This is a genomic window from Streptomyces sp. NPDC048196, assembly GCF_040652715.1.
Taxonomy (GTDB): Bacteria; Actinomycetota; Actinomycetes; order Streptomycetales; family Streptomycetaceae; genus Streptomyces; species Streptomyces siderophoricus.
In genome coordinates this window covers 178,587-204,196 of the sequence record NZ_JBEZMM010000002.1, presented here as the reverse complement: position 1 = coordinate 204,196, position 25,610 = coordinate 178,587, and the positions used below count along the sequence as shown (strand labels likewise).

21 protein-coding genes are annotated in these 25,610 nt (G+C 70.1%); 8 read left to right on the top strand and 13 right to left on the bottom strand.

Annotated elements, in window-relative coordinates:
- Both AB0E02_RS04595 and AB0E02_RS04590 read right to left on the bottom strand, forming a co-directional pair.
- A complete protein-coding gene (locus AB0E02_RS04595; protein ID WP_362135924.1) occupies positions 1–1,386 on the bottom strand; it encodes an ABC transporter permease in 1,386 nt (461 codons plus the stop codon).
- A complete protein-coding gene (locus AB0E02_RS04590) occupies positions 1,383–2,324 on the bottom strand; it encodes an ABC transporter ATP-binding protein (RefSeq protein ID WP_362135922.1) in 942 nt (313 codons plus the stop codon). Before AB0E02_RS04590 ends, AB0E02_RS04595 begins: the two co-directional genes overlap by 4 nt.
- A 467-nt stretch (positions 2,325–2,791) precedes the next feature.
- On the opposite strand from AB0E02_RS04590, the gene rph reads away from it, so the two are divergent.
- Both rph and AB0E02_RS04580 read left to right on the top strand, forming a co-directional pair.
- Complete coding sequence (gene rph, locus AB0E02_RS04585; protein ID WP_362135920.1) at positions 2,792–5,389, top strand: rifamycin-inactivating phosphotransferase; 2,598 nt, start codon at positions 2,792–2,794, stop codon at positions 5,387–5,389.
- 126 nt (positions 5,390–5,515) lie between these two features.
- Positions 5,516–6,040 carry a hypothetical protein gene (locus AB0E02_RS04580; protein WP_362135918.1) on the top strand — a complete coding sequence of 175 codons (525 nt, stop codon included), beginning with the start codon at positions 5,516–5,518 and terminating at the stop codon, positions 6,038–6,040.
- 147 nt (positions 6,041–6,187) lie between these two features.
- Here the strand turns inward: AB0E02_RS04580 and AB0E02_RS04575 are convergent, their stop codons facing one another.
- From AB0E02_RS04575 to AB0E02_RS04540, 8 genes are all read right to left on the bottom strand, one after another.
- Positions 6,188–6,715: a S26 family signal peptidase gene (locus AB0E02_RS04575; protein ID WP_362135916.1), complete on the bottom strand. Its 528-nt coding sequence runs from the start codon at positions 6,713–6,715 to the stop codon at positions 6,188–6,190.
- Entirely contained in the window at positions 6,712–8,595 is a 1,884-nt protein-coding gene (locus AB0E02_RS04570; RefSeq protein WP_362135914.1) for an ABC transporter ATP-binding protein, read from the bottom strand. Before AB0E02_RS04570 ends, AB0E02_RS04575 begins: the two co-directional genes overlap by 4 nt.
- The gene (locus tag AB0E02_RS04565) at positions 8,592–9,152 is read right to left on the bottom strand and encodes a TlpA disulfide reductase family protein (protein WP_201804465.1); all 561 of its coding nucleotides are present in this window, start codon (positions 9,150–9,152) and stop codon (positions 8,592–8,594) included. The genes AB0E02_RS04570 and AB0E02_RS04565 overlap by 4 nt, the downstream gene beginning before the upstream one ends.
- A 55-nt stretch (positions 9,153–9,207) precedes the next feature.
- Complete coding sequence (locus AB0E02_RS04560) at positions 9,208–9,768, bottom strand: MauE/DoxX family redox-associated membrane protein (protein ID WP_362135912.1); 561 nt, start codon at positions 9,766–9,768, stop codon at positions 9,208–9,210.
- A gap of 92 nt (positions 9,769–9,860) precedes the next feature.
- Positions 9,861–10,025, bottom strand: coding sequence for a hypothetical protein (locus AB0E02_RS04555; protein ID WP_201804471.1), 165 nt, complete (start codon positions 10,023–10,025; stop codon positions 9,861–9,863).
- Between the two features lie 117 nt (positions 10,026–10,142).
- Positions 10,143–13,046, bottom strand: coding sequence for a BTAD domain-containing putative transcriptional regulator (locus tag AB0E02_RS04550; RefSeq protein ID WP_362135909.1), 2,904 nt, complete (start codon positions 13,044–13,046; stop codon positions 10,143–10,145).
- Positions 13,047–13,364: 318 nt separating this feature from the next.
- A complete protein-coding gene (locus AB0E02_RS04545) occupies positions 13,365–13,619 on the bottom strand; it encodes a hypothetical protein (RefSeq protein ID WP_362135907.1) in 255 nt (84 codons plus the stop codon).
- 182 nt (positions 13,620–13,801) lie between these two features.
- Entirely contained in the window at positions 13,802–14,089 is a 288-nt protein-coding gene (locus AB0E02_RS04540) for a hypothetical protein (protein ID WP_362135905.1), read from the bottom strand.
- Positions 14,090–14,323: 234 nt separating this feature from the next.
- Here AB0E02_RS04540 and AB0E02_RS04535 point away from each other — a divergent pair, with 234 nt between their 5' ends.
- Positions 14,324–17,194 carry an AAA family ATPase gene (locus AB0E02_RS04535; protein WP_362135903.1) on the top strand — a complete coding sequence of 957 codons (2,871 nt, stop codon included), beginning with the start codon at positions 14,324–14,326 and terminating at the stop codon, positions 17,192–17,194.
- 133 nt (positions 17,195–17,327) lie between these two features.
- On the opposite strand, the gene AB0E02_RS04530 is transcribed toward AB0E02_RS04535, so the two are convergent.
- The 3 genes from AB0E02_RS04530 to AB0E02_RS04520 form a co-directional block, all read right to left on the bottom strand.
- Positions 17,328–18,467 (bottom strand): RICIN domain-containing protein, encoded by a 1,140-nt coding sequence (locus AB0E02_RS04530; RefSeq protein WP_362135901.1) that lies wholly within the window; start codon positions 18,465–18,467, stop codon positions 17,328–17,330.
- Positions 18,468–18,647: 180 nt separating this feature from the next.
- The gene (locus AB0E02_RS04525; RefSeq protein WP_362135899.1) at positions 18,648–18,929 is read right to left on the bottom strand and encodes a hypothetical protein; all 282 of its coding nucleotides are present in this window, start codon (positions 18,927–18,929) and stop codon (positions 18,648–18,650) included.
- A gap of 164 nt (positions 18,930–19,093) precedes the next feature.
- Positions 19,094–20,611, bottom strand: a complete 1,518-nt coding sequence (locus AB0E02_RS04520; protein WP_362135897.1) for an FAD-dependent monooxygenase — start codon at positions 20,609–20,611, stop codon at positions 19,094–19,096.
- Between the two features lie 295 nt (positions 20,612–20,906).
- Between AB0E02_RS04520 and AB0E02_RS04515 the strand changes: the two genes are divergently transcribed.
- The 5 genes from AB0E02_RS04515 (at position 20,907) to AB0E02_RS04495 (ending at position 25,439) form a co-directional block, all read left to right on the top strand.
- Positions 20,907–21,878 carry a GlxA family transcriptional regulator gene (locus AB0E02_RS04515; protein WP_362135895.1) on the top strand — a complete coding sequence of 324 codons (972 nt, stop codon included), beginning with the start codon at positions 20,907–20,909 and terminating at the stop codon, positions 21,876–21,878.
- Entirely contained in the window at positions 21,875–22,477 is a 603-nt protein-coding gene (locus AB0E02_RS04510) for a DJ-1/PfpI family protein (protein ID WP_362135893.1), read from the top strand. The genes AB0E02_RS04515 and AB0E02_RS04510 overlap by 4 nt, the downstream gene beginning before the upstream one ends.
- 124 nt (positions 22,478–22,601) lie before the next feature.
- The gene (locus tag AB0E02_RS04505) at positions 22,602–23,141 is read left to right on the top strand and encodes a 2'-5' RNA ligase family protein (RefSeq protein ID WP_362135891.1); all 540 of its coding nucleotides are present in this window, start codon (positions 22,602–22,604) and stop codon (positions 23,139–23,141) included.
- A gap of 166 nt (positions 23,142–23,307) precedes the next feature.
- A complete protein-coding gene (locus AB0E02_RS04500; RefSeq protein WP_362135889.1) occupies positions 23,308–24,606 on the top strand; it encodes an erythromycin esterase family protein in 1,299 nt (432 codons plus the stop codon).
- Between the two features lie 275 nt (positions 24,607–24,881).
- Positions 24,882–25,439 (top strand): hypothetical protein, encoded by a 558-nt coding sequence (locus AB0E02_RS04495; protein WP_362136118.1) that lies wholly within the window; start codon positions 24,882–24,884, stop codon positions 25,437–25,439.
- Positions 25,440–25,610: the final 171 nt, after the last annotated feature.

The following is a 25,610-nucleotide window of genomic DNA, read 5'->3' as shown; positions in this document are numbered from 1 at the left end:
TCATCCCTTCGAGGTGGAGAGAAGTTCGACATCGCCGTCGAACTGCCACAGCGGGTTCGGTGCGTCCCCCTCCGGGGTCCGGACCAGGAAGTAGCCGTTGACTTCCTTCGGCCCATCGCCATCGGCCATGTACCGCCCGTCCGGGGTCACATCGAGCTGATAGATGGCCTGCCCCACGGCCTGGACGCCGGGGAGGTGCCAGGAGACGACACAGCGCCAGTCGTTGCCCGGCCCCTGCGCGGCGACCTGGAGGCTGCCCTTGTTGCACGTCGCCGTGGCTCTCAACTGCGCCTCGGTGACGGCGGGCCGGTGGAGCTGCTCGGTCTGCATGCGGTACAGGTGGGCGAATGCCGTGGCGACCGAGCTTTGCACCTTCTCCTGCCCGATCCCGGAGCCGGTCGCCGAGGCCGTGCTCGACGTGGTGAGGACCGCCACCGTCATGGCGACCAGCCCGATCAGCGGCAGCACTCCGACCGTGACCGCGCGGCGCCCCGAGCCGTCATGGCTCAGGTTCGTGAAGTCGCGCCGCAGGAACAGCAGGTAGGCCAGCGCCGTCGCCAGTACGGCCCACGCCAGGCTGACACCGATGCCGATCAGGAGCGGGGCGAGCTGGGCCGGGTCGGTGAACAGACCGTTCCAGGCGATGAAGGCGTAGCTGGGCAGGGCGAGGCGTACGGCGACGGGCAGTGGCATCATCTGCGCGAGCTGCATCGCGAGGGCGAAGAGCACGGGCAGCAGCAGTCCCATCGGGGAGCGCCCCAGCGCGACGGACCCGAGCAACCCGATCCCGGCGAGGGCCAGGGTCGGAGCGAGGACGCAGACCCAGGCGAGCAGGACCTTCACGGCGGCGTCCGCCGGCGTCAGCAGATGACCGTCGAGGCCGACCAGCGGCTGGTTGCCGACCGCCACGACCCCACCGGCCGCGCTGGAACAGGCCAGCCCGGCCACGAGCAGCAGCAGGACGGTGAGGCTGGCGAACGCCTTCGCGGCGAAGATCCGCCTGGGCGACCGGACCGCCACGAGCAGATGGCGCCAGGTGCCGAGCCGGTCCTCGGCGGCGAACACATCACCGGCGACCACCGAGGTCAGCAGCGGCAGCGCCCAGGTGCCCGCGAAACCGAGCAGCACCAGCGGTCCGGCCCATCCCGTGGCGTGCATCCAGCGGCCGAAAAGGGTGTCGACGGGGAGCGTGCTCTGTTGGCTCACCGCGGCGACGAAGAGCGCCGGCGCGATCCAGCAGGCAAGAACCAGCAGGCGGATCCGCCACTGCGAGACCAGCTTGACCAGCTCGAAGCGGTAGCACCGCGCCACCGAGGCACGGCGGGCACCGGCAACGTGCGCCTGGGCCTGGTTCTGGACCTGGGCGTCGGTGAGGGGCACGGTCATCGTCCGGCCTCCGCAGGCTCGGTGAGGGCGAGGAACGCTGCTTCGAGCGGCGACACCAGGGGGGAGAGCTCGCGTACCGCGATGCCCGCCTGCACCAGCCGCACCACCAGTTCGTCGAGGGCAGGCGCCAGCGCGCGTACGACGAGCACCTGCGCGTCGTGCCGTACCCCGGCGTCCTCGACGAGGCGTACCCCGGCCGTTGCGGTGGCCAGTTGGCGGGCGGCGGGTGCGTCGGAGGTGCGTACGCGATAGTCGAGCTCCTGCTCCTCGGCGGCCAGCTTGCTCAGCGGTCCGGAGAAGACGACCCGCCCGGTGGCGAGGAGGGTGACGTCGGAGCACAGGGCCTCGACGTCGTCCATGCGGTGACTGGAGAGCACGACGCTGGTGCCCTCCGTCGCGAGCCGGGCCAGGACACCATGTACGTGCTTTTTGCCGGCCGGGTCCAGACCGTTGGACGGCTCGTCGAGGACCAGCAGCCGGGGCTTGGTGAGCAGCGCCGCGGCCAGCCCCAGCCGTTGTCGCATGCCGAGGGAGAAGCCGCGGGTCCGTTCGTCGGCGACATCGGTGAGCCCGACCTGCGCAAGCGCGTCGTCGATCACCGTCGTCCGCGCGTCGTCACCGCGGAGAGCGGCCAGTGCGGCGAGGTTCTGCCGAGCGGTGAGCGAGGGGTAGAGACCGGGCCCGTCCACGAAGCCCGCGACACCGTCGGGAGCGTCGAGCGTCCGCCCGACCGGTGTACCCAGGATGTCCAGGCTGCCGCTGTCGGCGACGGCCAGACCCAACAGGAGGCCGAGCAAGGTCGTCTTGCCGGCGCCGTTCGGTCCGACCAGACCGTGAATCTGACCCTGCGTCACATCCAGGTCGACGCCGTCGAGCGCGACGACATCGCCGAACGACTTGGTGATCCCGCGAGCCCGGACTGCGAGGAGTGCGTCCATGAGTCCCTTCCTTCGAGAGCCTCAAGGAACGTAGAGGCAGTCCTCAACGATGGCCAGGAGCAGTCAGTTGAATGCTCATGGAACGGTTGACGACCGGCATGCACCACGACGATGCCCGGGCGGGCGCCGAGAAGTGCCGGGGGGGGGCCGGGGTGCCGGTGCGCGGTCGACGGCGCGAGCGTGGACGAACTGGCCGGGACGACAAGGCCCCAGCGGACGAGGGGCAAAGGGAAAGGCAAGGAGAGTTCTCTCCTTGCCACTCTCAACGTATAGCGCACTGGGGGGCTTGCGGCAAGACCCGGGGCACAGCGCAGAATCGTCGGCCGAGGCCACACAACCTGCGGAAATGAGGGGCACGACGTGCGTGTGTTGTTGTCGACGTACGGGGGACGCGGTGACGTCGAACCGGTGGGGGGACCGGCAGCGCGGTTGCGGTTGCGGGTGCACGGCGCGGAGGAGGTAGCCCGATGACTGAGCAGTACGTGCGGGATCTTCAGGAGATCGACGAGACACAGGTCGCGGTCGTGGGCGGCAAGGGCGCGCATCTGGGCGGGCTGTCGAGGATCGAAGGCATCCGCGTGCCGGGTGGCTTCTGCGTGACGACGGACGCCTTCCGGCGGATCATGGCGGAAGCACCGTCGGTCCACAGTCAGCTCGACCAGTTGGCGCGCACCCACCCGGACGACCGGGAGGCGATCCGCACGCTCAGCGCGCAGATTCGCCGCACCATCGAAGGGATTGCCGTTCCGGGCGATATCGCGGCGGCGATCACCCGCGCGCTCGCCCCGTTCGGCGAGCAAGTCGCCTACGCCGTCCGGTCCAGCGCGACGGCGGAGGACCTGCCGACGGCCTCCTTCGCCGGTCAGCAGGACACGTACCTGAACGTCGTGGGGCCGACGGCGGTCCTCCGGCACGTCAGCCGGTGCTGGGCCTCGCTGTTCACCGAGCGGGCCGTGACCTACCGCCAGCAGAACGGCATCGACCACCGTACGGTCCACATGGCCGTGGTCGTACAGCAAATGGTCTTCCCGCAGGCGGCCGGCATCCTGTTCACGGCCGACCCCGTCACGGGCAACCGGAAGGTCGCCACCGTGGACGCCGGCTTCGGCCTCGGCGAGGCCCTGGTCTCCGGACTGGTGAACCCGGACGTCTTCAAAGTGCGACACGGCGAAGTCATCGCCAAGACGATCGCCGCCAAACAGCGTGCGGTTCACGCCCTGCCGGCCGGCGGTACGCAGGAAGTGGCGATCGACGCGCAGCGGCAGGAGCAGCCGGCACTGACGGATGCGCAGGTGGTGCGGCTCGTGGAGCTCGGGCGCCGGATCGAAGCGCACTTCGGCCGCCCGCAGGACATCGAATGGTGCCTGGTCGATGGGGACTTCCGGATCGTTCAGAGCCGGCCGATCACGACGCTGTTCCCCCTCCCCGAGGCGGGCGACCAGGAGAATCACGTCTATGTCTCCGTCGGCCATCAGCAGATGATGACCGACCCCATGAAGCCCCTGGGGCTGTCCTTGTGGCAGCTGACGGCCATGGCGCCGATGCACCAGGCCGGCGGGAGGCTGTTCGTCGACGTCACCCGGCGGCTGGCCTCGCCCGCGAGCCGCGCGGGCCTCCTGGAGCTCATCGGGAGAGGTGATCCGCTGGTCAGGGACGCGCTGGAGACCGTCCTCGACCGCGAGGACTTCGTCCCCTCGCTCCCGGACACGGGTCCTGGCGGGCCGCCGGCCGGCGGTGCGTCCGCCCCGGTCGAGACCGATCCGGCCATCGTCACCAAGCTGATCGAGCGCAGCCAGGCGTCCATCGCCGCCCTGGAGCGCGAGATCCGGACGAAGACCGGACCGGCGTTGTTCGACTTCCTGCTGGAGGCCTTCGAGGAGCACAAGCGGGTCCTCAGTGATCCGCTGAGCCTTCAGGTGATCATGGCGGGGATGGAGGCCACGTGGTGGCTCAACGACAAGCTGCAGGAGTGGCTGGGCGAGAAGAACGCGGCCGACACGCTCACGCTGTCCGCCCCCGACAACATCACGTCGGAAATGGGACTGGCGCTGCTCGACGTCGCGGACGTGATCCGCCGGCAGCCGGAGGTGGTGGCGTTCCTGCCGGGCGTCGAGGACGAGGGTTTCCTGGACGAGCTGGCGAAGCTCGCGGGCGGGACCGAAGCGCGCGACGCCATCGAGGCCTATCTCGACCGGTACGGCATGCGCTGCGTCGGCGAGATCGACATCACGAGGCCGCGTTGGCGCGAGCGCCCCACCACGCTCGTGCCCGTGATCCTCGACAACGTCAGGAACTTCGCACCGGGCGCCGCCGAGCGGCGGTTCGAGGAAGGCCGGCAGAAGGCGCAGAAGAAGGAACAGGACGTGCTGTCCCGCTTGCGGGCCCTGCCGGACGGGGACCGGAAAGCCGACGAGACCAAGCGGATGATCGACCGGGTCCGCACCTTCATCGGGTACCGGGAGTACCCCAAGTACGGCATCGTCACCCGCTACTTCGTCTACAAGCAGGCCCTGCTGCAGGAGGCCGAGCGCCTCGTGCAGGCCAACGTGCTTGCCGAGCAGGAGGACGTCTTCTACCTCACGTTCCAGGAGTTCCGTGACGCCGTGCGCTCGCACCAGGTGGATGACCAGCTCATCCAGCAGCGCAAGGACGCGTTCCGGTCGTATCAGGCGCTCACCCCGCCCCGGGTGCTCACGTCGGAGGGTGAGGCCGTCACCGGGGCGTACCGGCGCGACGACGTGCCGGCCGGCGCCCTGATCGGCCTACCGGTGTCCGCCGGGACCATCGAGGGAAGGGCCCGGGTCATCCTCGACATCGCGGAGGCCGATCTCGAAGCGGGCGACATCCTGGTCACGACGTTCACGGATCCCAGCTGGTCGCCGCTGTTCGTCGGGATCACGGGCCTGGTGACGGAGGTGGGCGGCCTGATGACCCACGGCGCGGTGATCGCCCGGGAGTACGGCCTGCCGGCCGTCGTGGGCGTGGCGCAGGCCACCCGGCTGATCCGGGACGGGCAGCGGATCCGCGTGCACGGAACGGACGGGTACGTCGAGATCCTGTCTTGACCGTCCGCACCGGGAACGCGTCGCCGCACAGCGCGCGGTGAGGTCACGGCCGGCTTGCCCGTGGTCGCCGGTGCCTCGATCCGGCGTGAGTCGGCCGGGGAGGGCGAGAAACTAGGATCGCCTCTCATGCGGATCGTCCGGATCGCGCTCCTGGTGGTGGGAGCGCTCGTCGCGCCCTTCTTGGGGTTCGTGCTCGGCGCGTTGGCCGCTGCCGTCCTCACAAGGCCGCTGACCGGTGACCCGGCCATCGTGGACACGGCGATCCCGCTGGTGGGCATCGCCGGGGCTGCTGCCGCCGTCATCGGCTGGACCAGGTTGCTGCGCCTCGCGCACTACCGGCACCTGCGGCGGCTGCGTCGCGGGGGCCCGGCCCTGCAGGGCCGGGTCGTCGCGGCGGACACCTCGTTTGCCAAGAACCCACGGGGTCCGGGGCACTGGACGGTGCGGATCGAGGTGGCCTGGACGGACCCCCTCAACGGACGCACGCACAAGGCGAGCAGGGCCTTTCGGTTCGCCGAGCGGAACGGCGAAGGCGCCCGCGACTTCCGGCGTCGCCACCGCGCCGAGTCGGCGATCGGCGTGCTGCCCGGTCGGCGAGGTGGGTTCTTGCTCGACGTCCCGGAACTGCCCGCCTGGTGGGATCGCTGGTAGCACCCGTTCCGGCGTGGTCGTGCTCAGTGCCGCGTTCGGGAACGGCAGGTGCCGGGAGGAGCAGGGGCGGACGACCGTCCGAGGACCTCGCGGCAGCTGCCGCCAGGTGCAGCCCGACATGGCCAGGAACACGCTCGCCGCAAGGACTCAGCGATCACCGTACCGATGACGGCTGCCGCCCTGCGGCCGTGTCGGTGCGGGCAGCGAGCGCCACACCGTTCCCACGACCTGCGCGGCCGCGAAGTAGCCCCGGTGGCGGGAGTCGTAGCTGGCCGCCGGGTTGTCGCCGAGCAGGACGAGTTGTCCGTGGGGCACGTACCGCTCGGGAACACCGGCCAGCGCGGCGACCCGGTCGCGGGGCACGGGGTCCCCGGGCACCGCGGCCACGCGCTTGATCAGCAGCGCCGGGCCCGGCACCGCGCGGGCCGTCGCGGCGGGTGGCAGGGCGGTGGCCGGGCCGGTGGTCGGGAGGTCCCTCACCACGACCACCTGGCCCGGTGCGGGCAGACGTCCGCGGCGTACGAGGACCCGGTCGCCGTCCCGGTAGGCCGGTTCCATGCTCGCACCGCGAACGGTGATCGCGACCAGCCGCCGCCGGAACGCGGCAGCGGTCAGGACGAGGGCGACCGCCAGTGTCGGAACGCCCGTCGCCAGAGCCCATGACGCTGCGGTCATGGCGCCGCCGCACCCGGCTCGGCGCCCACCGGCTCGCCGTCCGTCCGGTAACCGGTCGCCTGCAGGGTGAACAGGCGGGCGTACTCGCCGTCCAGCGCCATCAGCGCGTCATGGCTGCCTTGTTCGGCGATGAGGCCGTCCTTGAGCACGACGATCCGGTCCGCGTCGCGTACCGCGCTGAGCCGGTGGGAGATCAGCAGACCGGTGCGGTCGCCCCGGTGGCCGCACAGGGCCGCGTGGATCTCGTGCTCGGCCGCGGCGTCGAGCCCCGCCGAGGGTTCGTCCAGGATCATCAGGTCCCGCCCCTCGCGCAGGAACGCGCGGGCCAGCGCCAGCCGTTGCCACTGTCCGCCGGAGAGCATCACCCCGCTCTGTGCCCCGTCGCCCTCGGGGTGGGTGAAGAAGATCCGCGACAGGAGAGTGCGGTAGCCGTGCGGCAGGCCTGCCAGTTTCTGGTGGATGCCGGCCCGTTCGGCGGCGGTGCTGAGACGCTGGTCGTCGTGGAGCGCGTCCAGGTCCCCGAGGGCGATGTTCTCCGCCGCCGTCATGTCGTAGTGCATATAGTCCTGGAACACCACGCTGAGGCGTCGACGGTAGGCGGTGACGTCCACCTCGCGCAGGTCCACCCCGTCCCACAGGATCGCTCCGCGGGTGGGGTCGTAGAACCGGCACAGCAGCTTCACCAGCGTGGACTTCCCGGCTCCGTTGAGCCCGACGAGCGCCAGTGCCTGGCCGTGGGGGATGCGCAGGCTGACCCCGCGCAGGATCCACGGATGCGCGGCGGAGTATCGGAACCACACGTCGCGCAGTTCGATTCCGCCGCTCAGGGCGGGGAGCGGCCGGGGCTCCGCCGCGAGCGGCAGATCGGGGCCGGCGGTGGTCACCGCCAGGTAGTGGTCGAGCAGCAGCAGCGCCTGGTGCGTACGGGCGACCTCCAGCGCGAGCGTGGCGAGCGCACCCTGCACACCGGCCACCGCGGCCACGAACAGGGTGACGTCACCGGCCGACAGGTCGCCGGACCGCGCCGCACCCACCGCCCATACGAGCCCGCAGCCGGAGATCAGCGCGGCGAGCAGCCCGAGAGCTGCCTGGGCGCGGACCTCCCGCCGGTCCACCGCTCGCTTGGCGGCGTCGGACGTGCGCCGCTCGGCCAGCATCCGCCCGCGCAGAAAGCCCCCGATGCCGAACAGCCGCACCTCCTTGGCGGCTTCCATGCTGGAGAGCAGATCGTTGTAGAACAGCTCCCGCCGTTCGGCGGGGCCGATGTCCCACACCATCCGCGCCCGCCGTCGCGACAGCGCGATCTCGGCGCACAGCACCGGCACTCCGGCCACCAGCACCAGCCCGGTAAGGACCGGACTGAGCACCAGCAGCGAGCCGATGAAACCGGTGAGGGTGACGGCGGCCCGGACGAGGCCCAGGGCGCCGGAGACGGTTTCGTTGGGGGTGCCGCCGGCGGTCTGCTGGGCCAGTCGCAGCCGGTCCAGGAAGCGGGGGTTCTCGAACCGTTCCAGTCCGACGAACCCGTCCACGGCGGTGAACAGCCGGTCCTGCATGAGCAGTCCGACCCGGCGGTCGAGCTCCGCGCGCAGATACTGGCCGATCTGCGGCGCCGCTCCGGTCACGACGCCGACCGCGGCCAGACACAGCCCCAGCCCGGTCAGGGCCCCGGTCGAGGCTCCGGCGACCAGGTGGTCCAGTATCAGTTTGGTCAGCAGCGCCGTGGCGACCGGCAGCCCGCCGGTCGCCAGCGTCAGCAGTACATAGGCGACAAGGGTGCCGGGCGCGGCCTTGGCGGCGAGCGACCACGCCGTGGTGACCCGGGCCCCCGTGCCCCTGATCCCCCGGTGTCCGCGCGGTGTGACGTCCGTGTCCGTCATCGCGCCGCGGTGACCGGTCGGTCCAGTGCTATGCGGTTGGCGGTGACCAGGACCCGGCCGTCGCCGTGCGGGGACACCCGCAGCAATGTGGGGAACGATCGCGCCCGGAACGCGGCGCTCAGCGGTTCGTCGGGCCCCTCCTCGACGACCACGCGGGCCACCGGGGACAGCTCGGTCACGAACGCGGCGGCCTCGGCGGGATCGCCGACCACGACGGCCACCACCTGCGCCCGCCCACCGGGCAGGGCCCGTGCGTGGTCCACGAACGCCGGCATCTTCTCCCGGCACGGCTGGCAACCGGGGGCGAAGAACGCCACCAGCGTGTCCGCGGCGAGCATGCCGCGGGTCAGCCGTTCGCCGTCGACGGTGGACGTGGCGAACTCCCCCACCTCCTCCCCCACGGCCATGTCGAGGGTGTCGAACCGGCTGCCGGGGCCGCTCGTCCCGGACAGCCGCTCGGAGTGTTCCCGCAGCCGCTTGATCACCCCCAGGGTGAGGACCAGGTCCAGCGTGCACAGCATTCCGACGAACACCACTGCCGCAATCAGGAAGGACATTGCCCAACTCCTCTTGTCCGTACGGCCCCTGCGGTGCCGGGCCGGTGTTGATCCCTCAGTCGCGGGCGGGTTCCGGCCGGGCCGGCAGCGACGGGCGGAACAGTGCTGCGAGGTCTTCGAGCCTGGTCACCAGCGCCCCGACGACGGCCCCGCCGGCCACCGCCACCGCCCCGTACGCGGGTGCGACCGCTTGGATGCCGCTGCTTCCCAGCACTCCCGCCGCCGCGATCAGCGTCAGCACACCGTTGCGCAGCACATGAAGCCGGCCCATCGGGGTGCCGGAGGCCCCGAAGCAGCGGCACACCGCACGTACGCCTCGGGCGACCATGAGCGCGGCGCCCGCGGTGAACGCCAGCAGCAGTCCGGCGGCGAGGAGGAACCCCACGGGGCCCGCAGGCGCCGCCAACGGGCTTGCCAGCAGCAGGAGGAGCACCACCACCTCGCTCGCCGCCACGATCACGGCGCAGGGGCGCACCCAGCCGGCCGGCAGCAGGTCCCAGGTGGTCAGCGACTGCGCGAACCGGGAGAACGCGGCCCGGCCGCGGAGCTTGCCCAGCGCGGCCGCCCCGAAGACCACGGCGAGGCAGGACGCGCAGGCTACGGCGAGTATGTCCACGGTACGGATACCCCTTCATGCGCCGGAGCCGGCCGGGCGGCGCGGCAGAGCGCGACCCGGCCGGACGGCGATGACCTGTGAAAACGGCGCCGTCAGAAGCAGCCGCAGCGGATGAACGTGTTCGTGCACTGGTCCTTGACCCAGGTGTGGTTCCACCGCGCGCAGCCGGAGCCCGGCCCGCCCTGGACGCACACGTAGCAGCCGGCGGCGGAGGCCTCGGCCTTGGGCACGAACCGTTCCAGGAGCCTGCTCCCCATTGCTTCGATCTTCCGGTACATGTCCCCACTCCCTACTCGTTCCGGGTGCCGTATTGGCGCCTCTCACGATGCTCGGGCGGCCCTGGACAAACCTTGTCCATCTCTTGAATGGGCTGGTCAGGAGGGGTTTTGGAGTTTGCCGCAGAGCCGGTGGAGATCGGCCTCGTGGTGTCCCATGGCGTGCAGCAGGTCCGCCGCCCGCTGCCAGGCCACGCGGGCCGCCGCGGTGTCACCGCCGGCTTCGTGGGTGTCGCCGAGATGCTCCAGCGTCTCGGCCTGGTTGTACTGGTGCCCGAGTTCCTCGTTCAGGTGCAGGCTCCGCAGGAAGCAGTCGGCCGCCTGCCGGTGGTCGCCGAGGTGCTGGAGCGCGTAGCCGAGGCTGTCCCAGGTGTTCGCCTCGCCGCGGCGGTCGCCCAGATGCTGCTGCAGGGCGAGCGCCTCCCGGCAGAAGTCGGCGGCTTCCTCGAATTTGCCGAGCTGCGCATGGTCCCAGCCGGCGGCGTTGAGGGCCCTGGCCCGGCCGGTCTCGTGGCCCGCGGCCTCGAAGCGGTCCAGTGCGAGCAGATCGTGTTCCAGGCCCTTTTGCTGATCTCCCCGGCGCTCCCACAGCCAGCCGAGGTTGAGGTGGGTGTGGGCCTGGCCGACCGTGTCGCCCAGCTCCCGATACAGGCCGAGGGCCTGGACCAGGTGGGCGTGCGCATCGTCGAAGCGGCCGGTTTCGCAGCAGGAGTTGCCCAGTTCGCGGTGGATGCGTGCCTGGTACGAGCGATCGGCGAGGGCGGTCGCCGCTTCCAGCCCGGCGTACTGCGTCGCGGTGAGTTCGTCCCACAGGCCGCGTCGTGCCAGGAACGTCGGCAGAACGGCTGCCAACTGCCAGGTTTTGACGTGCAGTTCGGCGTGGTGGGTCTGTGCCACGAGGGAGGTCAGCACGGCACGTTCGGCGGTGAACCACGCCAGGGCGGCCTGGTGGTCGGCCGGCTGGACGGGCGCCGCGCCGGGCAGGGCCGGTGTCAGGGCGATCGGCTCGCCGTGGGGAGACAGCAGCCGGTCGGCGGCGTGGGCGGTGTGCAGATAGTGGTCGACCAGGCGCTCGAAGGCGGATCGGCTCGCCGGGTCCGCCGCGGCCAGTTCCGCGGCGTAGGCGCGCAGCAGATCGTGCATCGAGTAGCGGTCGGGTCGGTGGGCGGTCACCAGGTGCGAGCGGACCAGTTCGGTCAGGGCCCGGCTGACCTGACGGGGCTCGGCCCCGGCCAGGGCGGCCGCCGCGGCCAGGCCGATGTCGGGGCCGGCGGGCAGGCCGAGCAGGGGGAAGATCCGGCGTGCGGGTTCGCTGAGCGCGCCGTAGGACGAGGCGAAGACGGCCCGCAGGTCGGCGGAGTCGTCCCCCGCGTCGAGGGTGTCGAGGGCGCCGCCCGCCCCGTGCAGATCGCGGATGAGCCCCCGCAGCGGGAACGTCGGGTGGACGGTGGCGCGGGCGGCGATGATGCTGATGGCCAGCGGCAACCCGCCGCACAGCTGGAGCAGACCGGAGGCCGCGGCGGGTTCCTTGCGCACCCGGTCCCGGCCGAGCCGACGGGTGAGCAGTGACGCGGCGTCGGCGGTGGACAGCGGGCCGAGCGTGAGGAGGCGGGCGCCGTGCGTGGTGACCAGGCCGGCCAGGTGGTGGCGGCTGGTGACGATCACGACGCAGGTGGGGCTGCCGGGGAGCAGCGGCCTTACCTGTTCGGCGTCGCGTGCGTTGTCCAGGATCACCAGGATGCGGCGTCCCTGGATGAGGCTGCGGTAGAGCCCCATCCGGGCGTCGAGTCCGGTGGGGACGGAGCCCTCGGGTGCGCCCAGGCTGTCGAGCAGGTCGCGCAGGGCCGAGGCGACGGTCGTCGGCGTCCCGGACGGTTCGAAGCCGCGCAGGTTGAGGTAGAGCTGTCCCTCGGGGAACTGGTCCAGCCGCTGGTGCGCCCAGTGCAGGGCGAGGCAGGTCTTGCCGATGCCGCCGGATCCGCCGATGCCCGCGATCGGCACCGTACCGCCGTGGGCGGACGGCGGTTCCAGGAGCCGGTCGAGCTCCGCCATGGCGCGCCCCCTTCCGGTGAACACCGGTGGGGGCGGCGGTAATTGACGCGGCACCGGCATTCGCGCGGCTGCGGTGGCCGCCACCGTCGACGGGCCGGGCCCCACATCGGAGCCGGAGCCGGAGTCGGAGCCGGGGCCAGAGCCGGAGTCGGAACCGGAGTCGGAGCCGGAGTCGGGGGGCAGGTCGTCGAGCGGCCCACCCAGACTGTCGACGCGCAGGAGTGGCGCGCCGACCAGGATGTCCTGGTGCAGTTGCCGGAGCGAGGGGCTCGGGGCGAGGCCCAGCTCCACGTCCAGGAGTCGCGTGATGCCCCGATAGACCTCCAGCGCCTGCGGGGTGCGGCCCTGCCGGTGCAGGGCGAGCATCAGTTGCGCGGCGATCCGCTCGTCGAGGGGGTGTGCCTGGGCCAGCAGGCGCAGCGGGCCCGGCAGCTCGGATTCCCGGCCCTGCCGCAGCAGCAGGTCATTGAGGTCCAACTCGGCGGCCAGGCGCTCTCCTTCGAGGGTGTCGCGCAGCGCGTTGAACCACGGGGTGTCCGGCTCGGCCGATGCCTCGCCGTGCCACAGCCGCAGCGCTTCGGTGAGCAACCGTGCGGCGCGGTCATCGTCCCCGACGGAACGGGCTCGTGCGACCAGGTCGCGGAAACGGTGCAGGTCGACCGCTTGCGGGTCCACCTCGCACAGATAGCCGTGCGGTTGGCGGCTGATCGACGCGCCGAGCGGCTCGATGACGCGGCGCAGCCGCGACACATAGCTGTAGAGCGTCGTCGCGGCGCGCTGCGGCGGGCGTTCGCCCCACAGTCGGTCGATCAACCGCTCCACGGATACGGGGCGATTGGCGTCGACGAGGAGAGCCGCGAGCACCTGGCGCTGGCGCAGATGCCCCAGATCCACCTCCCGGCCGTCCACCCGCGCACTGATCGTGTGGAGCAAGCAGATTTCGACGGCCACCCCGTACCCCTTCCCCCTACAGGTCAGTGTTCGAGGACCGGACAGGGGAAGCAAGGGATATGCAGGACATTCTCCCCCCGAACCGGGCCGGTGGTGACGGTGCAACACTCGGCCGGCGGCCCGGCAGCGCTTCGCCACGGGACCGAGGCAACCAGAAGGCGCGTGCCTCACACAGGGGCACGCGCCAACCGGAAGTTCACGTCACATCAGTTGCTCAGTTGCCGAGTTGCTGAGTTGCTCAGTTGCTCAGTTGCTCAGTTGCCGAGTTGCTCAGGCACTCAGGCACTCAGGCACTCAGGCACTCAGGCACTCAGGCACTCAGTTGTAGACATAGAGGTCGAACTTGCCGTCCGGCCGGGGCACGCATGTCCACTGCTGGGCCGAGTTCCGGCCGTCCGCCTTGCAGGCCGACAGGGTGCGGTAGGTACCGACGTAGATCCCGCCCGCGGCCGACGTGCTCACTGTCGTGCCGTTCGACGCGGACGTGGGTGCTGCCTGCGCGGTGGCGGCGGCTCCGCCGATCAGCAGGGTGGCTCCCATCGCGGCACTGGTGATCCATATTCGGGTACGCATGATGTCCCCTCACGGTCGAAGTGTTCTGGGCAGTCGTCATCCTCATCAGGGCAGGCAGGACGAGGGAACGCTTTGACCGTCCGGGACATGTCCGGGGCCTGTCCGGGACAGCCCGACCACTGTCCGGCCTGGTCAGCGGGGCGCCTGGGCGTGTCACGGACAGCGGCCGTTATTGCCGTCGGTCAGGAGGCGGAGGCCACGACCTCTCCGGCCGAGACCTGGGGCCGATTGGGAAGCAGTGTCGCGAGGTTGTCACGCACGAAATCCGCTGCCTTGGAGACCGATTGTTCGGCGCCTGCCTGGTCGCGGAAGATGCTGGTCGAGACCATCACTCCGTTCCCCGCGTCGATCCAGTAGTAGGCCACGAAGCCGGGGATTTGCCGCATGAGCGGTACGAACCCTTCATTGACCCGGCGTGCTGCCTCGCCTGGATCGGTCACCCCTTCGTACCGTCGGACTGCTGCGTACATGGCCGATCTCCTCGTGGGGTTCAAGGGGCGTGCTTGCTGCAACGCCGTACCCCTTGCGGCGGCCACCTCCTCGTAAGCGGTCCGAAAGATCACCTGAAGGGCCGCCCTCGGTGATCCGAACGGACGGCTTCCCACCAGCCGTGGGCGTGGGCGTAAGCCTCCGGACGATCCGTCCAGAGAGTGGTCCTTTACCAGGCATATCCAAGCCGTGTGCTATGAAATCCCTGACATTGCATGGCGGGTGGGGGTTGCATGACATCTTTTGAAGGTCGTCTTCTGGGTCGTGCGGCTGAGTTGGCGAGGCTTTCCAGGTTGGCGGAGTCCACGCTCGCGGGGGAAGGGCAGGCCGGCTTCGTGGTGGGTGAGGCCGGTCTTGGGAAGACCGCGGTGCTGGAGCAGGCCGCGGCGGACGCACGGCGCATGGGCCTACGGGTGCTGCACGGCCGTGCCCAGAGCCCGGCCCAGCCCTGCCCGTTCGCCTTCATCTCCAGTTGCTTGAGGATCGAGGAGTCCCCCTCGGACGACCGGCGGGCGCGGGCCGCCGAGGTCCTGCGCGGCGATGCCCGCTATGGTCTGCCGGGCGCCAGGAGCGAGGCGGCGGGAGCGGATGCCGCGACGATCGAGGCGCTGGTCGGGCTGGTCGAGGACTTGTGCGCGCAGGGCCCTCTGGCGCTGTTCCTCGACGACCTCCAGTGGGCCGATTCGGCGAGTGTGGCGGTGCTGCACAAGCTGGTGCGGTCGGTGCACCAACTGCCGCTGCTGGTGGTGGGCGCCCACCGGCCGCTGCCCGGAGCGGGGGACGTCGACCGCCTGTCACGGAACCGGATCACCGGCAACCACACCCTGCTGGAACTGGCACCCCTGGATGCGCAAGCCGTGGCGGCCCTGCTGACCGAGCTGTGCGGCCGGGAGGCCGGCCCGCGACTGCGGCGCATGGCCGAGGGAGCTGCCGGAAACCCGTTGTACATCAGGGAGTTGATCGCCGCGTTGCAGCGCGAGCACGCCATCGAGACCGGCGACGACTCCACGGCGGACATCGCGGCCGGCTGTTCGCTGCCGCCGCTGACCGCTCTGGTGACGCACCGGCTTCGGTACCTGCGTGAGGACGTGCTGCAGATGCTGCGCATCGTCTCCGTACTGGGCGCCAGTTGCACCACGGCCGAACTCGCAGCGGTCGCGGACATCCCGATACGCGATCTGCTGACCATCATGGCGGAGGCCGAGGCGTCCGGGGTGCTGACGGACTCCGGCCCCTTCCTGGGCTTCCGCCACGAAATGATCCGGCACGCGCTGCACGACGCCGTGCCGGGGCCGCTGCGGGCCATGCTGCACACGCGAGCGGCGCAGTGTCTGGCCGAGTCCGGGGCGGCGCCCGAACGCGTTGCCGAGCACCTGCTCAACGGGGTGCCGAGCCCGGATTTCCTGATCACGTGGCTGGAGGGAGCCGCGGCACGGCTCACCACCCGGGCGCCGGCCATGGCGCTGCGGCTGGTCACGAGGGCGCTGGAACTCGGCGACCCCACGGATGCCGGGTACGGCAATCTCCCACTGCACCACGCCATTGCGCAGCTCTCCTCCGGCCACCTCGCCGAAGCGGAGGAAAGTGCCCGCTCCGCCCTGGCCAAGGCACCGCAACCCGGTCTGGAATGCCTGCTGCGCTGGATCGTCATCCAGGCAGCGTTCGCCCGCGGCCGCCCCGACCTGGCACTGGCAGAGGCACGGGCCGGATGCCGGAGCCCGGGCATCCCGGCGATCGAGAGGGTCCGGCTCCAGGCGTTCAGCGCGGTGTGTCTCTTCGCGCTGGGTGACCTCACCGAAGCCGGGGCGGTCGCCTCACGTGCCCGGTCCGTCGCCGACGAGGCCGATGACGGTTTCGCCCTGGCCAGCGCCCTGCACGTCCTGGCAGCCAAGCGTTTCCTCGAAACGCCGGACGCGGAAGCGGTCGAACTGGCGCGGCAGGCCACCCGCCTCACACCCGACACGATGCACCCGGCCCAGTGGCTGGGGCTGCAACTCTCCCTGGGCAACTGCTACATCGACCTCGACCTCGGACAGGAGGCCCGGCAGACGCTCGCCGCCGTACGAAGACCGGCGGAGCGCACCGGAGGGGTTTTCCTGCCCTGGTACCACCTGTCCTGCGCGCTGCTCGCGTTCCACTCGGGGCACTGGGACGATGCGCTGGCGGAGGTCGCAGCAGGTCTCGATCACGGCGGCCAGGTCGCCTCGATGAGCCGGGCACTGCGGGCGGTGGCAGCGGTGATCGCCGTGCACAGAGGCCGGCGCCCCGATGCCGAAGCACACCTGAAGGCCACGCCGCCCGAGAGCGACAACGTCACGGTCGCCGCCTTCTACGAGTATCTGCCACTGTGCGCGGGCGCCCTTCTGGACGAGGCGCAGGGCGATGCCGAGCGCGCCTACGTCCGGCTTGCCGAGGCGTTCGACGAGGGCATCGGCCACCTGCCGGGCCGGCTGATCCTGGGCTTCCTGACACCTGATCTGGTCCGACTGGCCCTGACCCGGGGCCATCACGAGAACGCACGACGATACGCCGCCGCCGCGCAGCAGCGGGCCGAGCACAGCGGCGGCCTCTACCACCTCGGTGACGCCTACCGTTGCCAAGGCCTGCTGAATGAGGACCCCGACCTGCTCATGGAAGCGATCCGCTGCTATCGCAACGCTCCGCGGCCGCTCAACGCGGCACACACCTGTACCGATGCGGCGGAAATACTGGCCCGCCGAGGGCGACAGGACGAGGCCCGTCTCCTGCTCGACCAGGCGCTGGACACGTACACGCGGCTGGGCGCGGTCTGGGACGTGGCACAGGCGACGTCCCGGCTGCGAGCGGTCGCCGTCCGCCGGGGCTCCCACCGGGCCCGGACCGGCGTTCGCGACGGCTGGCGAGCACTCACCCACACGGAACGCCTGGTTGCGGAGCATGTGGCCGAAGGGTGTTCCAATCCCGAGATCGCGGCTCGGCTGTCCATTGCCCGAAGCACCGTCAGCACCCATGTGTCCAGCATCCTCAGGAAGCTGGCGATGACCTCACGGGTCGAGATCGCCGCGGAGGTGACCCGTCGGCAGAATTCCGGCCAGTCACCCATGTAGGCGCCTGCTGCTGACCGGTGCCGGGGGCGGCGGACCAACGCGTTGTTCCCCGGCTCCGTTGGCGGAGGCCGGGGAACTGTCCGACGGCGTGCCGTCGGACATCGAGGTGCAACGCTCTGCAGCTCTGCGCTGGTTACCGGTTGTCGACGCACTCCTTGGCGAGGCTGTCGCTCGTGCACAGCACCAGGTTGCTGCTGAGACCGTCGGTGCCGTCGACGGCGGGAACGGTGGCGGTGCCCTCGCCGGACCAGGTGTCACCGAGGTCATTGGTGAACTTCCACTTACCCGTCACCGTCTTCATCAGCTGGCCTCGCATCGCCCAGCTGTAGTTGTTCGGCTTCACGGATATCTTGTTGGCATCGCTCACCGTGTCGGTCTGCGTCCAGGAATGCTCGTAGCGTGCGCTGATCGCGGTGCTGACCTTGGCGGTGACGATCTCGACGTTGATCCCGACCTCGCTGGTGACGGTGAGGGAGGTGCCCACCGTGTTGGTCTGGGACGAGGTCTGCGTCCAGGTGATGGTCCGGTCCGCGGGATCGGTGCTGTTGTTCCACACGTTGGAGCTGACCCGATGCAGGTTTCCCACGGACGCCACGCTGTCGCCGGTGATGTCGTAATCACACGACTTGATGATGCTGGAGCCGTTGCTGCACTGCTTCAGCGCGTACGCGGTGGCCAGATCCGAAAGGGTGGGGCCCGTGTAGCCCGGGCTGGGCGTCGGGCCGATGGTCCACTCCTGGTTGCTGCCACGGTTGCAGCCGGAGATGCCGACCGTGGTGCCGTCGTTGCTGCTTCCGCCGAACACATCCATGCACTTGTCGGTGTTGACGTTGCGGATCAGGTAGTAGCCCCCACCACCGGGTGCGGGCTGTAGGTACCAGTTCTGCTTGGTGTTGGTCTGGTCGCAGTAGACCGGCTCGACGAGGTGATTGTTGTCGGTGTTGAAGTCGAGGCACTTCTGTGTCTTGTCGTTGCGGATCAGGAAGCTGCCGTCACCGTTGGGCACGATGCTCCAGGTCGCGATCGGCGACTTGTTGATGACGATTTCGGTTCCGTAGTCCGACGAGTCCTTCGCCAGGTCCAAGGACGCCGCAAGGCCGTCCGACTGGGGCAGGCGAGGTGACAGGGACAGGCCCGCCAGGGTGGGGGTGTCCGCGTGGGCCGTTCCGGTCGTGAGCGGCGACACTGAGGTGGCGAGCGTGGCGAGGGCGACCGCGGCGAATGCGGCCATCGTCCGCCGCACCGACCCGTGGGGGGTCGACTCGGTGATCATGGTTGGTCTGTTCTCCTTCGGCAGTTCTTGCCTGTGAGGCGGGTTCGATGACCAGCCTTTTCGCCACAGCAAAGCCTTCCGGACAGGAGAGGAATCCCCCGTAGGTGGCTGAAGCTCGCTGCGGCGGTGCCAACGTACGGGGGGCCAGGCGGCGTTACATCCTTCAACTGACGGAGGTTTTCAAAACCGGCGGCAGGCGAGGGGCGGCATACGCTTCACGCTTGCGGCTGATCGCGAGTTCGTGCCCGCCCCGGCGAGGGGTGCGAGCAGGCGGTCGTAACCCGCTTCGAACTCCTCCACCCGGATCACGCGCACCTTCGGGTCCAGCGTGTGCCAGCCCATGTCGTTGACCCCGACGAGGATCGACACCACGTCCGGGCACGCGTCGAGTACGTCTGTCTGCCAGCGGGCTTCGAGATCCCTCACCTTGTCGCCCGCGTTCGCGGTGTTCAGCCAGGTCACCGGCCGGTCCCGGTGCCGGAGTCCCCACTCCCCCGCGACGCGCAGTGGGAAGCCGAACCCAAGACCGTCTTCGCTCTCCAGCCGTTGGCAGGACGAGGGAAAACGGGAACGGGGTACCCACTGAGGGGAACGGGGTAGCCGCTGAAGAGAATGGAGTGGCTGCTTCAGATTTCCGGAGCACCGAACCAGTGACTGGCAGCCCGCTCAAACCCTGCACGATCAGGGGTGCGCTCACCGGCCCAGGCGACTACGCCGTCGGGCCGGACAAGCACGGCACCCAATCCGAGGTCGTTTCTCGCCGGACCGGCTACATACCGCATCCGGCCCTCCCAGCCCATCGCTGACTCGTGCAGGGACCGGTCGGTGCTGAATTCGAGCGCGACGCCCCGTCCGTCCCGCATCAGGTCGCCGAGCCGAGTGCCGTTCTCCAGGCGAAGGTCCGGGGCGTTGCGGCCGACCAGGGGATGCTCGCTGCCAAGGTCGTAATGGATCGACGAACCCGACATCCTCTCGAACATGTAGGTCGTTCCGTCCCGGGTCCCGATCAGGTCGCGGACCACTTTTCGGACCGCCTGCCCATGCGGGTCCGGCCGCATGACCGCCACCTGGGCGCGCGACCAGTCGAGCACCGCCGCGCCGATCGGATGGCGTTCGCGGGTGTAGGTGTCGAGCAGCCCGTCCGGCGCGTACCCGTGCACGGTCGCCGCGAGCTTCCACCCCAGGTTCATGGCGTCGCCGAGGCCGGCGTTGAGTCCCTGCCCACCGAGGGGCGAGTGGATGTGAGCGGCGTCGCCCGCGAGCAGGACGCGTCCCCGTCGGTAGGTCGTCGTCTGCATGGCCCGATCGGTGAAGCTCGATGCGAGATGCACCTCGCTCAGCGTCACGTCGGTGCCGGATACCCGGCGCAGCACCGCCTGGAGATGGTCACGGGTCGGCTGCTGCGAGCGATCGAACGCGCCGCCGTCGAAGTCCATCATGCCGACGTGCCCTTCCGCGAGCCGGAGGTACATGCCCGTCGGCGTCAGGTTGATCCCGGAGCGCAACTTCTCGGAATCGGCGACGGTGGCGTGCATGGTGTAACCGGTGAACTGCGGCTCGGTGCCGACGAATTCGAATCCCGCGAGCCCACGCACCGCACTGCGGCCGCCATCACAGCCGACGAGCCAACGCGCCGCGTATTCCTGCCCGCCGGCTTGGGCGACCGCGCTCTCATCGTTCTGGGCGATGGCTGAGACCGTGACGCCGTGCCTGATTTCCACGCCGAGCCGGGAGGCCTGCTCGGACAGCAGCGTCTCGACCGCTTCGAGGTAGGTCAGCATGCCCTCCGTCGCCGGGCTGGGAAGCCGGTACGGCAGGGCGGCGACGTCGACCTGGGCCGGATCGAGCACCATGCCCGCGAAATGGCCCACGCCACGAGGGGGTGACGGCTCGTGCGCATCGGGATCCGCGCCGGCATCGTCGTGGACGCCCGATGCCGTCCTCAGCTGGTGCAGCATTCCGCGGCGGTAGAACGCCTCCACCGACGCGGCGGACAGGCCCCGCATCCCGAGCGGTTTCGCCCTGAACGGGGAGTGGCCCTCCGGCTCCCGCTCAAGCACCAGGACAGAGCAGCCGGCGAGGCCAAGCTCGCAGGCAAGGAACAGACCAACCGGGCCGGCGCCCACGATCACTACGTCATGCACGAGAGTTACCTTTCCCAAACCCACAGCCGGATGGGGCACCCGGCAGGACCTCTCGAAAGGTGCCAGTGCGCACCGACATCGGCCCGACAGCCCCCGATATCCCACCAACACGGGACCGACAGCCCCGATATGCCGCCGACCTCAGAAGACCCACCGCAACACCAAGTCTTCGGTGCCGTGCCCGCAGAGTCGTCAAGCACCCGGCCGCCGCCCACGTCGCCTGCCCCCGGGCGATGGCACGAATGGTGGGATACACGTCGTTGACGCCATCCCCGGCGGCCAGCAGGCTGAAGACGTGCAACAACGTCGCATCGTCTTCGTCATCTTCGACGGGTTCCAGTCACTGGATCTGGTCGGCCCGCACGAGGTGTTCCAGTACGCGGGGACGCTCTCGGGCGGTTACGACTGTCAGGTCCTGGCGCCCACCGCCGGCCTGGTCCGGTCGACCAGTGGCCTGCCCGTACAGGCCGGACACGGTGTGGCCGATCTCGACCCGCGCGGTATCGACACCCTGGTGGCGGTGGGCGGCGACCACGTCGACCAAGCGGCGCAGGACAGCGCGCTGACCGGGTGGATCGCCGCGGCCGGGGCATCCGCCCGCCGCGTGACCTCGGTGTGCAGCGGGGTGTTCCTGCTGGCGGCCGCCGGACTCGTCGAGGGCCGCCGGGTCACCACCCACTGGTCCCGTGCGGGCCAGCTCGCCCGGCAGCATCCGGAGCTGCGGGTGGACTGCGAACCGATCTTCATCAGGGACGGGCGGGTGTGGACCTCGGCCGGTGTGACCGCCGGTATGGACCTCGCGCTCGCCCTGGTGGAGGACGACCTGGGCCGGGACATCGCCCATGCCGTCGCGCAGGAGCTGGTGCTCTTCCTGCGCCGGCCCGGCGGCCAGTCGCAGTTCAGCGTGCCGCTGTGGTCGCGCCAGCCGTCCAGCGATCCGATCCGGAACACGGTGTCGGCGATCCACACGGATCCCGGCGCCCGGCACGGCATCGCCGATCTGGCCGCTCAGGCGGGCCTGAGTCCCCGTCATCTACAGCGCCGGTTCACCGCCGAACTCGGCACACCGCCGGCGGCGTACGTGGAGAGGGTGCGGGTGGAGGCGGCGCGCCGGGCCCTGGTCGAAGGCGACGATCCCATCGAGGCCATCGCCCACCGGTACGGCTTCGGTACCGCGGAGACGCTGCGGCGCTCCTTCCACCGTCAGGTCGGCATCGCGCCGTCCGAGTACCGGGACAGATTCCGATCCAACAAGGAGTACGCATGACGGCCTATGGGCTGCTGTTGTTCGAGGGGGCCGAGGAACTGGACTTCGTCGGTCCCTGGGAGGTGTTCACCTCCTCCGCCATGATCCGGGAGCACGACGACACCACCGTGCTGATCGCGGAGCGACGGGACGTTGTCCGTTGCAACAAGGGCATGCGGGTGCTGCCCGACCACACCTTCGACGATCACCCGCCGCTCGACGTGCTGCTCGTGCCCGGCGGGAACGGAACCCGCACCGAGGTGACCAACGCCGTCCTCATCGAGTGGATCCGCAAAGCCTCCGACCAGGCCGCCTGGACCACCAGTGTCTGCACCGGAGCCCTGCTGCTGCACGAGGCGGGCGCGGCCCGCGGCCGCCGGGTGGCCACACACCACGCCTTTGAGGACACCCTTCAGGCACGCGGGAACATCACGGTGGTCCGCGACGCACGCTATGTGGTCGACGGTGACCTGGTCACCAGCCAGGGCGTGTCCGCAGGCATCGACATGGCCCTCTGGCTGGTCGGTCATCTGCACGGCCGCGATCACGCCCGTGCGGTGCGCCGTTACATCCAGTACGAGCCGGCCCCGCCCTACCTCGCCGACGAACCGGCCCACTGAGAATCAGGGAGGCGCCGCGGCCGGCCCGATCGGGGGACGGGCCGACCCCGACGCACACACCAGGCACAGCGCAGCTGGCTCGTAAGTGCCGTCGCCAGGCTCTGAGGTGGCAGCATGCCGTGGCATGGCAGACGACAGCACGAGCAGGTTTCAGGCGGGGCAGACGGGACTCATCGTCAGGATCCCGGAAGCAGAGCCGGCCGTCCGCGCATGGCGTGAACGGTTCGATCCGTCAGCCCGAGCCGGGGTTCCAGCACACATCACGGTGCTCTTCCCGTTCCTCGACGAGAGCCGAATAGATCAGGGTGTCTGCTCGGCTCTCACTGACGTGCTCGGCAGTCATCATGCCTTTGACCTGCGTTTTGAAAGCTGCGGGCGGTTTCCGGGTGTGCTGTTTCTCCGTCCTGAGCCAGACACGCAGTTGCGGCGGCTCACCGCGGTGCTCACGGACCGGTGGCCCGAAGTCCCTCCCTACGGCGGCAAGTTCACCAAGGTCGTGCCCCATCTGACCATCGTCGACGGCCAGGACGACGCTGTCCTGGAGGAGATCGAGGCCGACCTCCTCAGCAAACCGCCCTTCACGTCCCGGGTCTCGTCAGTTGACCTCCTGGTACATGACGGTGCGAAGTGGCAGGACCGGACCTCGTTCGCGCTCCATGGCTGAAACGTCTGCGCGTACCGTCGCCGGCACCGCCCTGACAGGGATCTCACTGCACCCCAAACTCAGCCTTGCACCCGCCAGTTGCTGTCCCTACACGCTGCAGTCCTGACTGCCGCCTTACCAACGATCCCGGCTCCCAGCCTGAGCGCCGACTGCTAGGGTCGCGATCATGGGCACCAGTCATCCACTCACCCTCACTGAATGGACAACCCGCAACGCAGTCCGTCTCACCGCCGACGATCCCAACGCCCCGTTCGACGACCTGGCGGTGCTGCACCGACTCGTCGGCGATGCGCGAGTGGTCGCTCTCGGCGAGAATTCCCACCAGATACGCGAGTTCGGGCTGCTGCGCGCACGCATACTGCGCTTCCTGGTCCAGGAATGCGGATTCACCGTCTACGCCGTCGAGTTCGGCGCTGCCTCCGGACGGGCCGTCGATGCCTGGGTGCAGGGTGGTAACGGCGACCTCGACAGGTTGCTCATGCCTCATCCGGACGGCTACCCGGGCCAGTCGGCCGAGGGGCGCGACGCCATACGGTGGCTGCGCTCCCACAACGTCACGGCACCGCACCCGGTCCGCTTCGCCGGACTCGACATCCCGGCAGCCGGCGGCTCGCTGACGCCCGCCCTGGAGCCGGTCGCCGGTTACCTGACCGACGTCGACCCCGGCGCGGCACACTATGCCCGTACCGCCCTCAAACTGGCAGAGCCGCTCACGGGCGGCTCGGGCCTCGTCTCCGCCCACGCCCGCCTCGCCCTCGGCCCCGAGCCGCAGGACCAACTCTCGGCAACGCTCGGCCGGCTCCTCAACCGCGTCACGGCCATGCGCGAGATCTACGTCCAGCGCAGCGGACACCACGCCTACGAACGCGCTCTGTCGGACGTCTGGGCAGCCTGGCGCACCGACCAGATGCAGCGCGCGATGTCCGAACTGCTCAGCGGCGCACCGGACGCCGCCGATCTCGCCGCCCGCGACCGCTACCTGGCCGACAGTCTGCTGGAGCTGCTCGACCGGTCCGCACCGGGCACCCGCATCGTGGTCGCCGCGCACAACGCCCACATCCAGCGCACCGCAAGCCCCGAAGGCAGTCCGCTTCCCCGTATCCCCATGGGGCACGCCCTCGCCCAGCAACTCGGAACGGATTACGTGTCCGTGGCCCTGACCAGCGGCGGCGGCCGGACCGTGCGCAACGTGCCCGATCCGACGCATCCCGCCGGGATGCGCCAGTCCGCAGCCGACGCCCCGGCGGCGACCCCCGACAGCCTGGAGGCCCTGTTCTCGGGGGTGCCGGAGGCACCAGCGCTGGTGGACGTCCGCGCACTGCGCGCACACTCCAGGGACCACGACCTGCCGGAGCCCACCTGCACCCGCATGGACGACGGCTTCCTTCCCGTTCCCGCCCTGGACGCCTACGACGCGGTGGTCAGCGTGCCCCGCACCACCCTCACAACGGACCTCGGCGAGTAGCCCCGACGCCGGCCCGGCCCACTCGGGCGCGGCAACGGCTCTTCCCAGACCATGGGGCCCGGGCCGCCGTCCAGCAGCGATGATCCACCAGCCCGGATGGCTGGCCTCGGCGAGCCTGGTGTGCAGCGAACCATGCGTCCGTGGTCCCGAGTCCATCGTCTCGCAGCATGACGGCGGTTCCCCCGCGCGGCTGATCACGTCGTCCAGGTCTCGTACCAGGTGGCTACCTGAGACAGCCACGCAGGACGATGGAACGCTCTGCGGAGCGCATGAAGATGGCTCTCATGAGCATTCAGCCGAACCCGTCCACTGTTGTCATCTCCGCAGCGCCAGCTCCTCGTTGGGCGGTGTGGGCCGCGCATGTGACGACGTTGGTGGTCCTGCCGAGCAGCCTGTGGCGCATCGTTCTGGTGCTCGGATACCCGGCCGGATACAGCGATGCAGGCTTCGCCGGCTTCGAGACGGTGGGGGCGAAGGTGTGGATGCTGACACTCAGCGTGCTCTGCGAGCTGGGCGCCTTCCTGACGCTCGGTCTGGTACGGCCGTGGGGCGAGGTCGTGCCTGGCTGGGTACCGTTCATCGGAGGGCGAAGCGTCCGTCCCCTGGCCGCCGTCGTCCCCGCCGCTTTCGGCGCGGTCGCGCTCACCCTGCTCTGGGCCAATGTCCCGTGGTGGTGGACCTACCCGCACTCTGACATGACGCCTGCCGGGAACCTCGTCGTCGGCATTCTCTACCAACCCTTGGTCCTCTGGGGCCCGCTACTTGCCGCCGTCACCCTCTCCTACTACCGCCGCCACCACTCCCCGCGTCGCCGGGCAATCACTGCTGAGTGAGTGCCTGGCTTTGCGGAGGGCAACTGGATTCGGTGATGCGTGGGCTGGATTCGGTGGCAGCGGACGGGAGTCGTCGAGGGGCGACTCCTATTGCCGTGCACCCGGGTACGGCACTACGCCCTGGCATTTCGGTTCTGCCTGGGGCAGGTGAGGGATTCTGGTCCGCGCGAT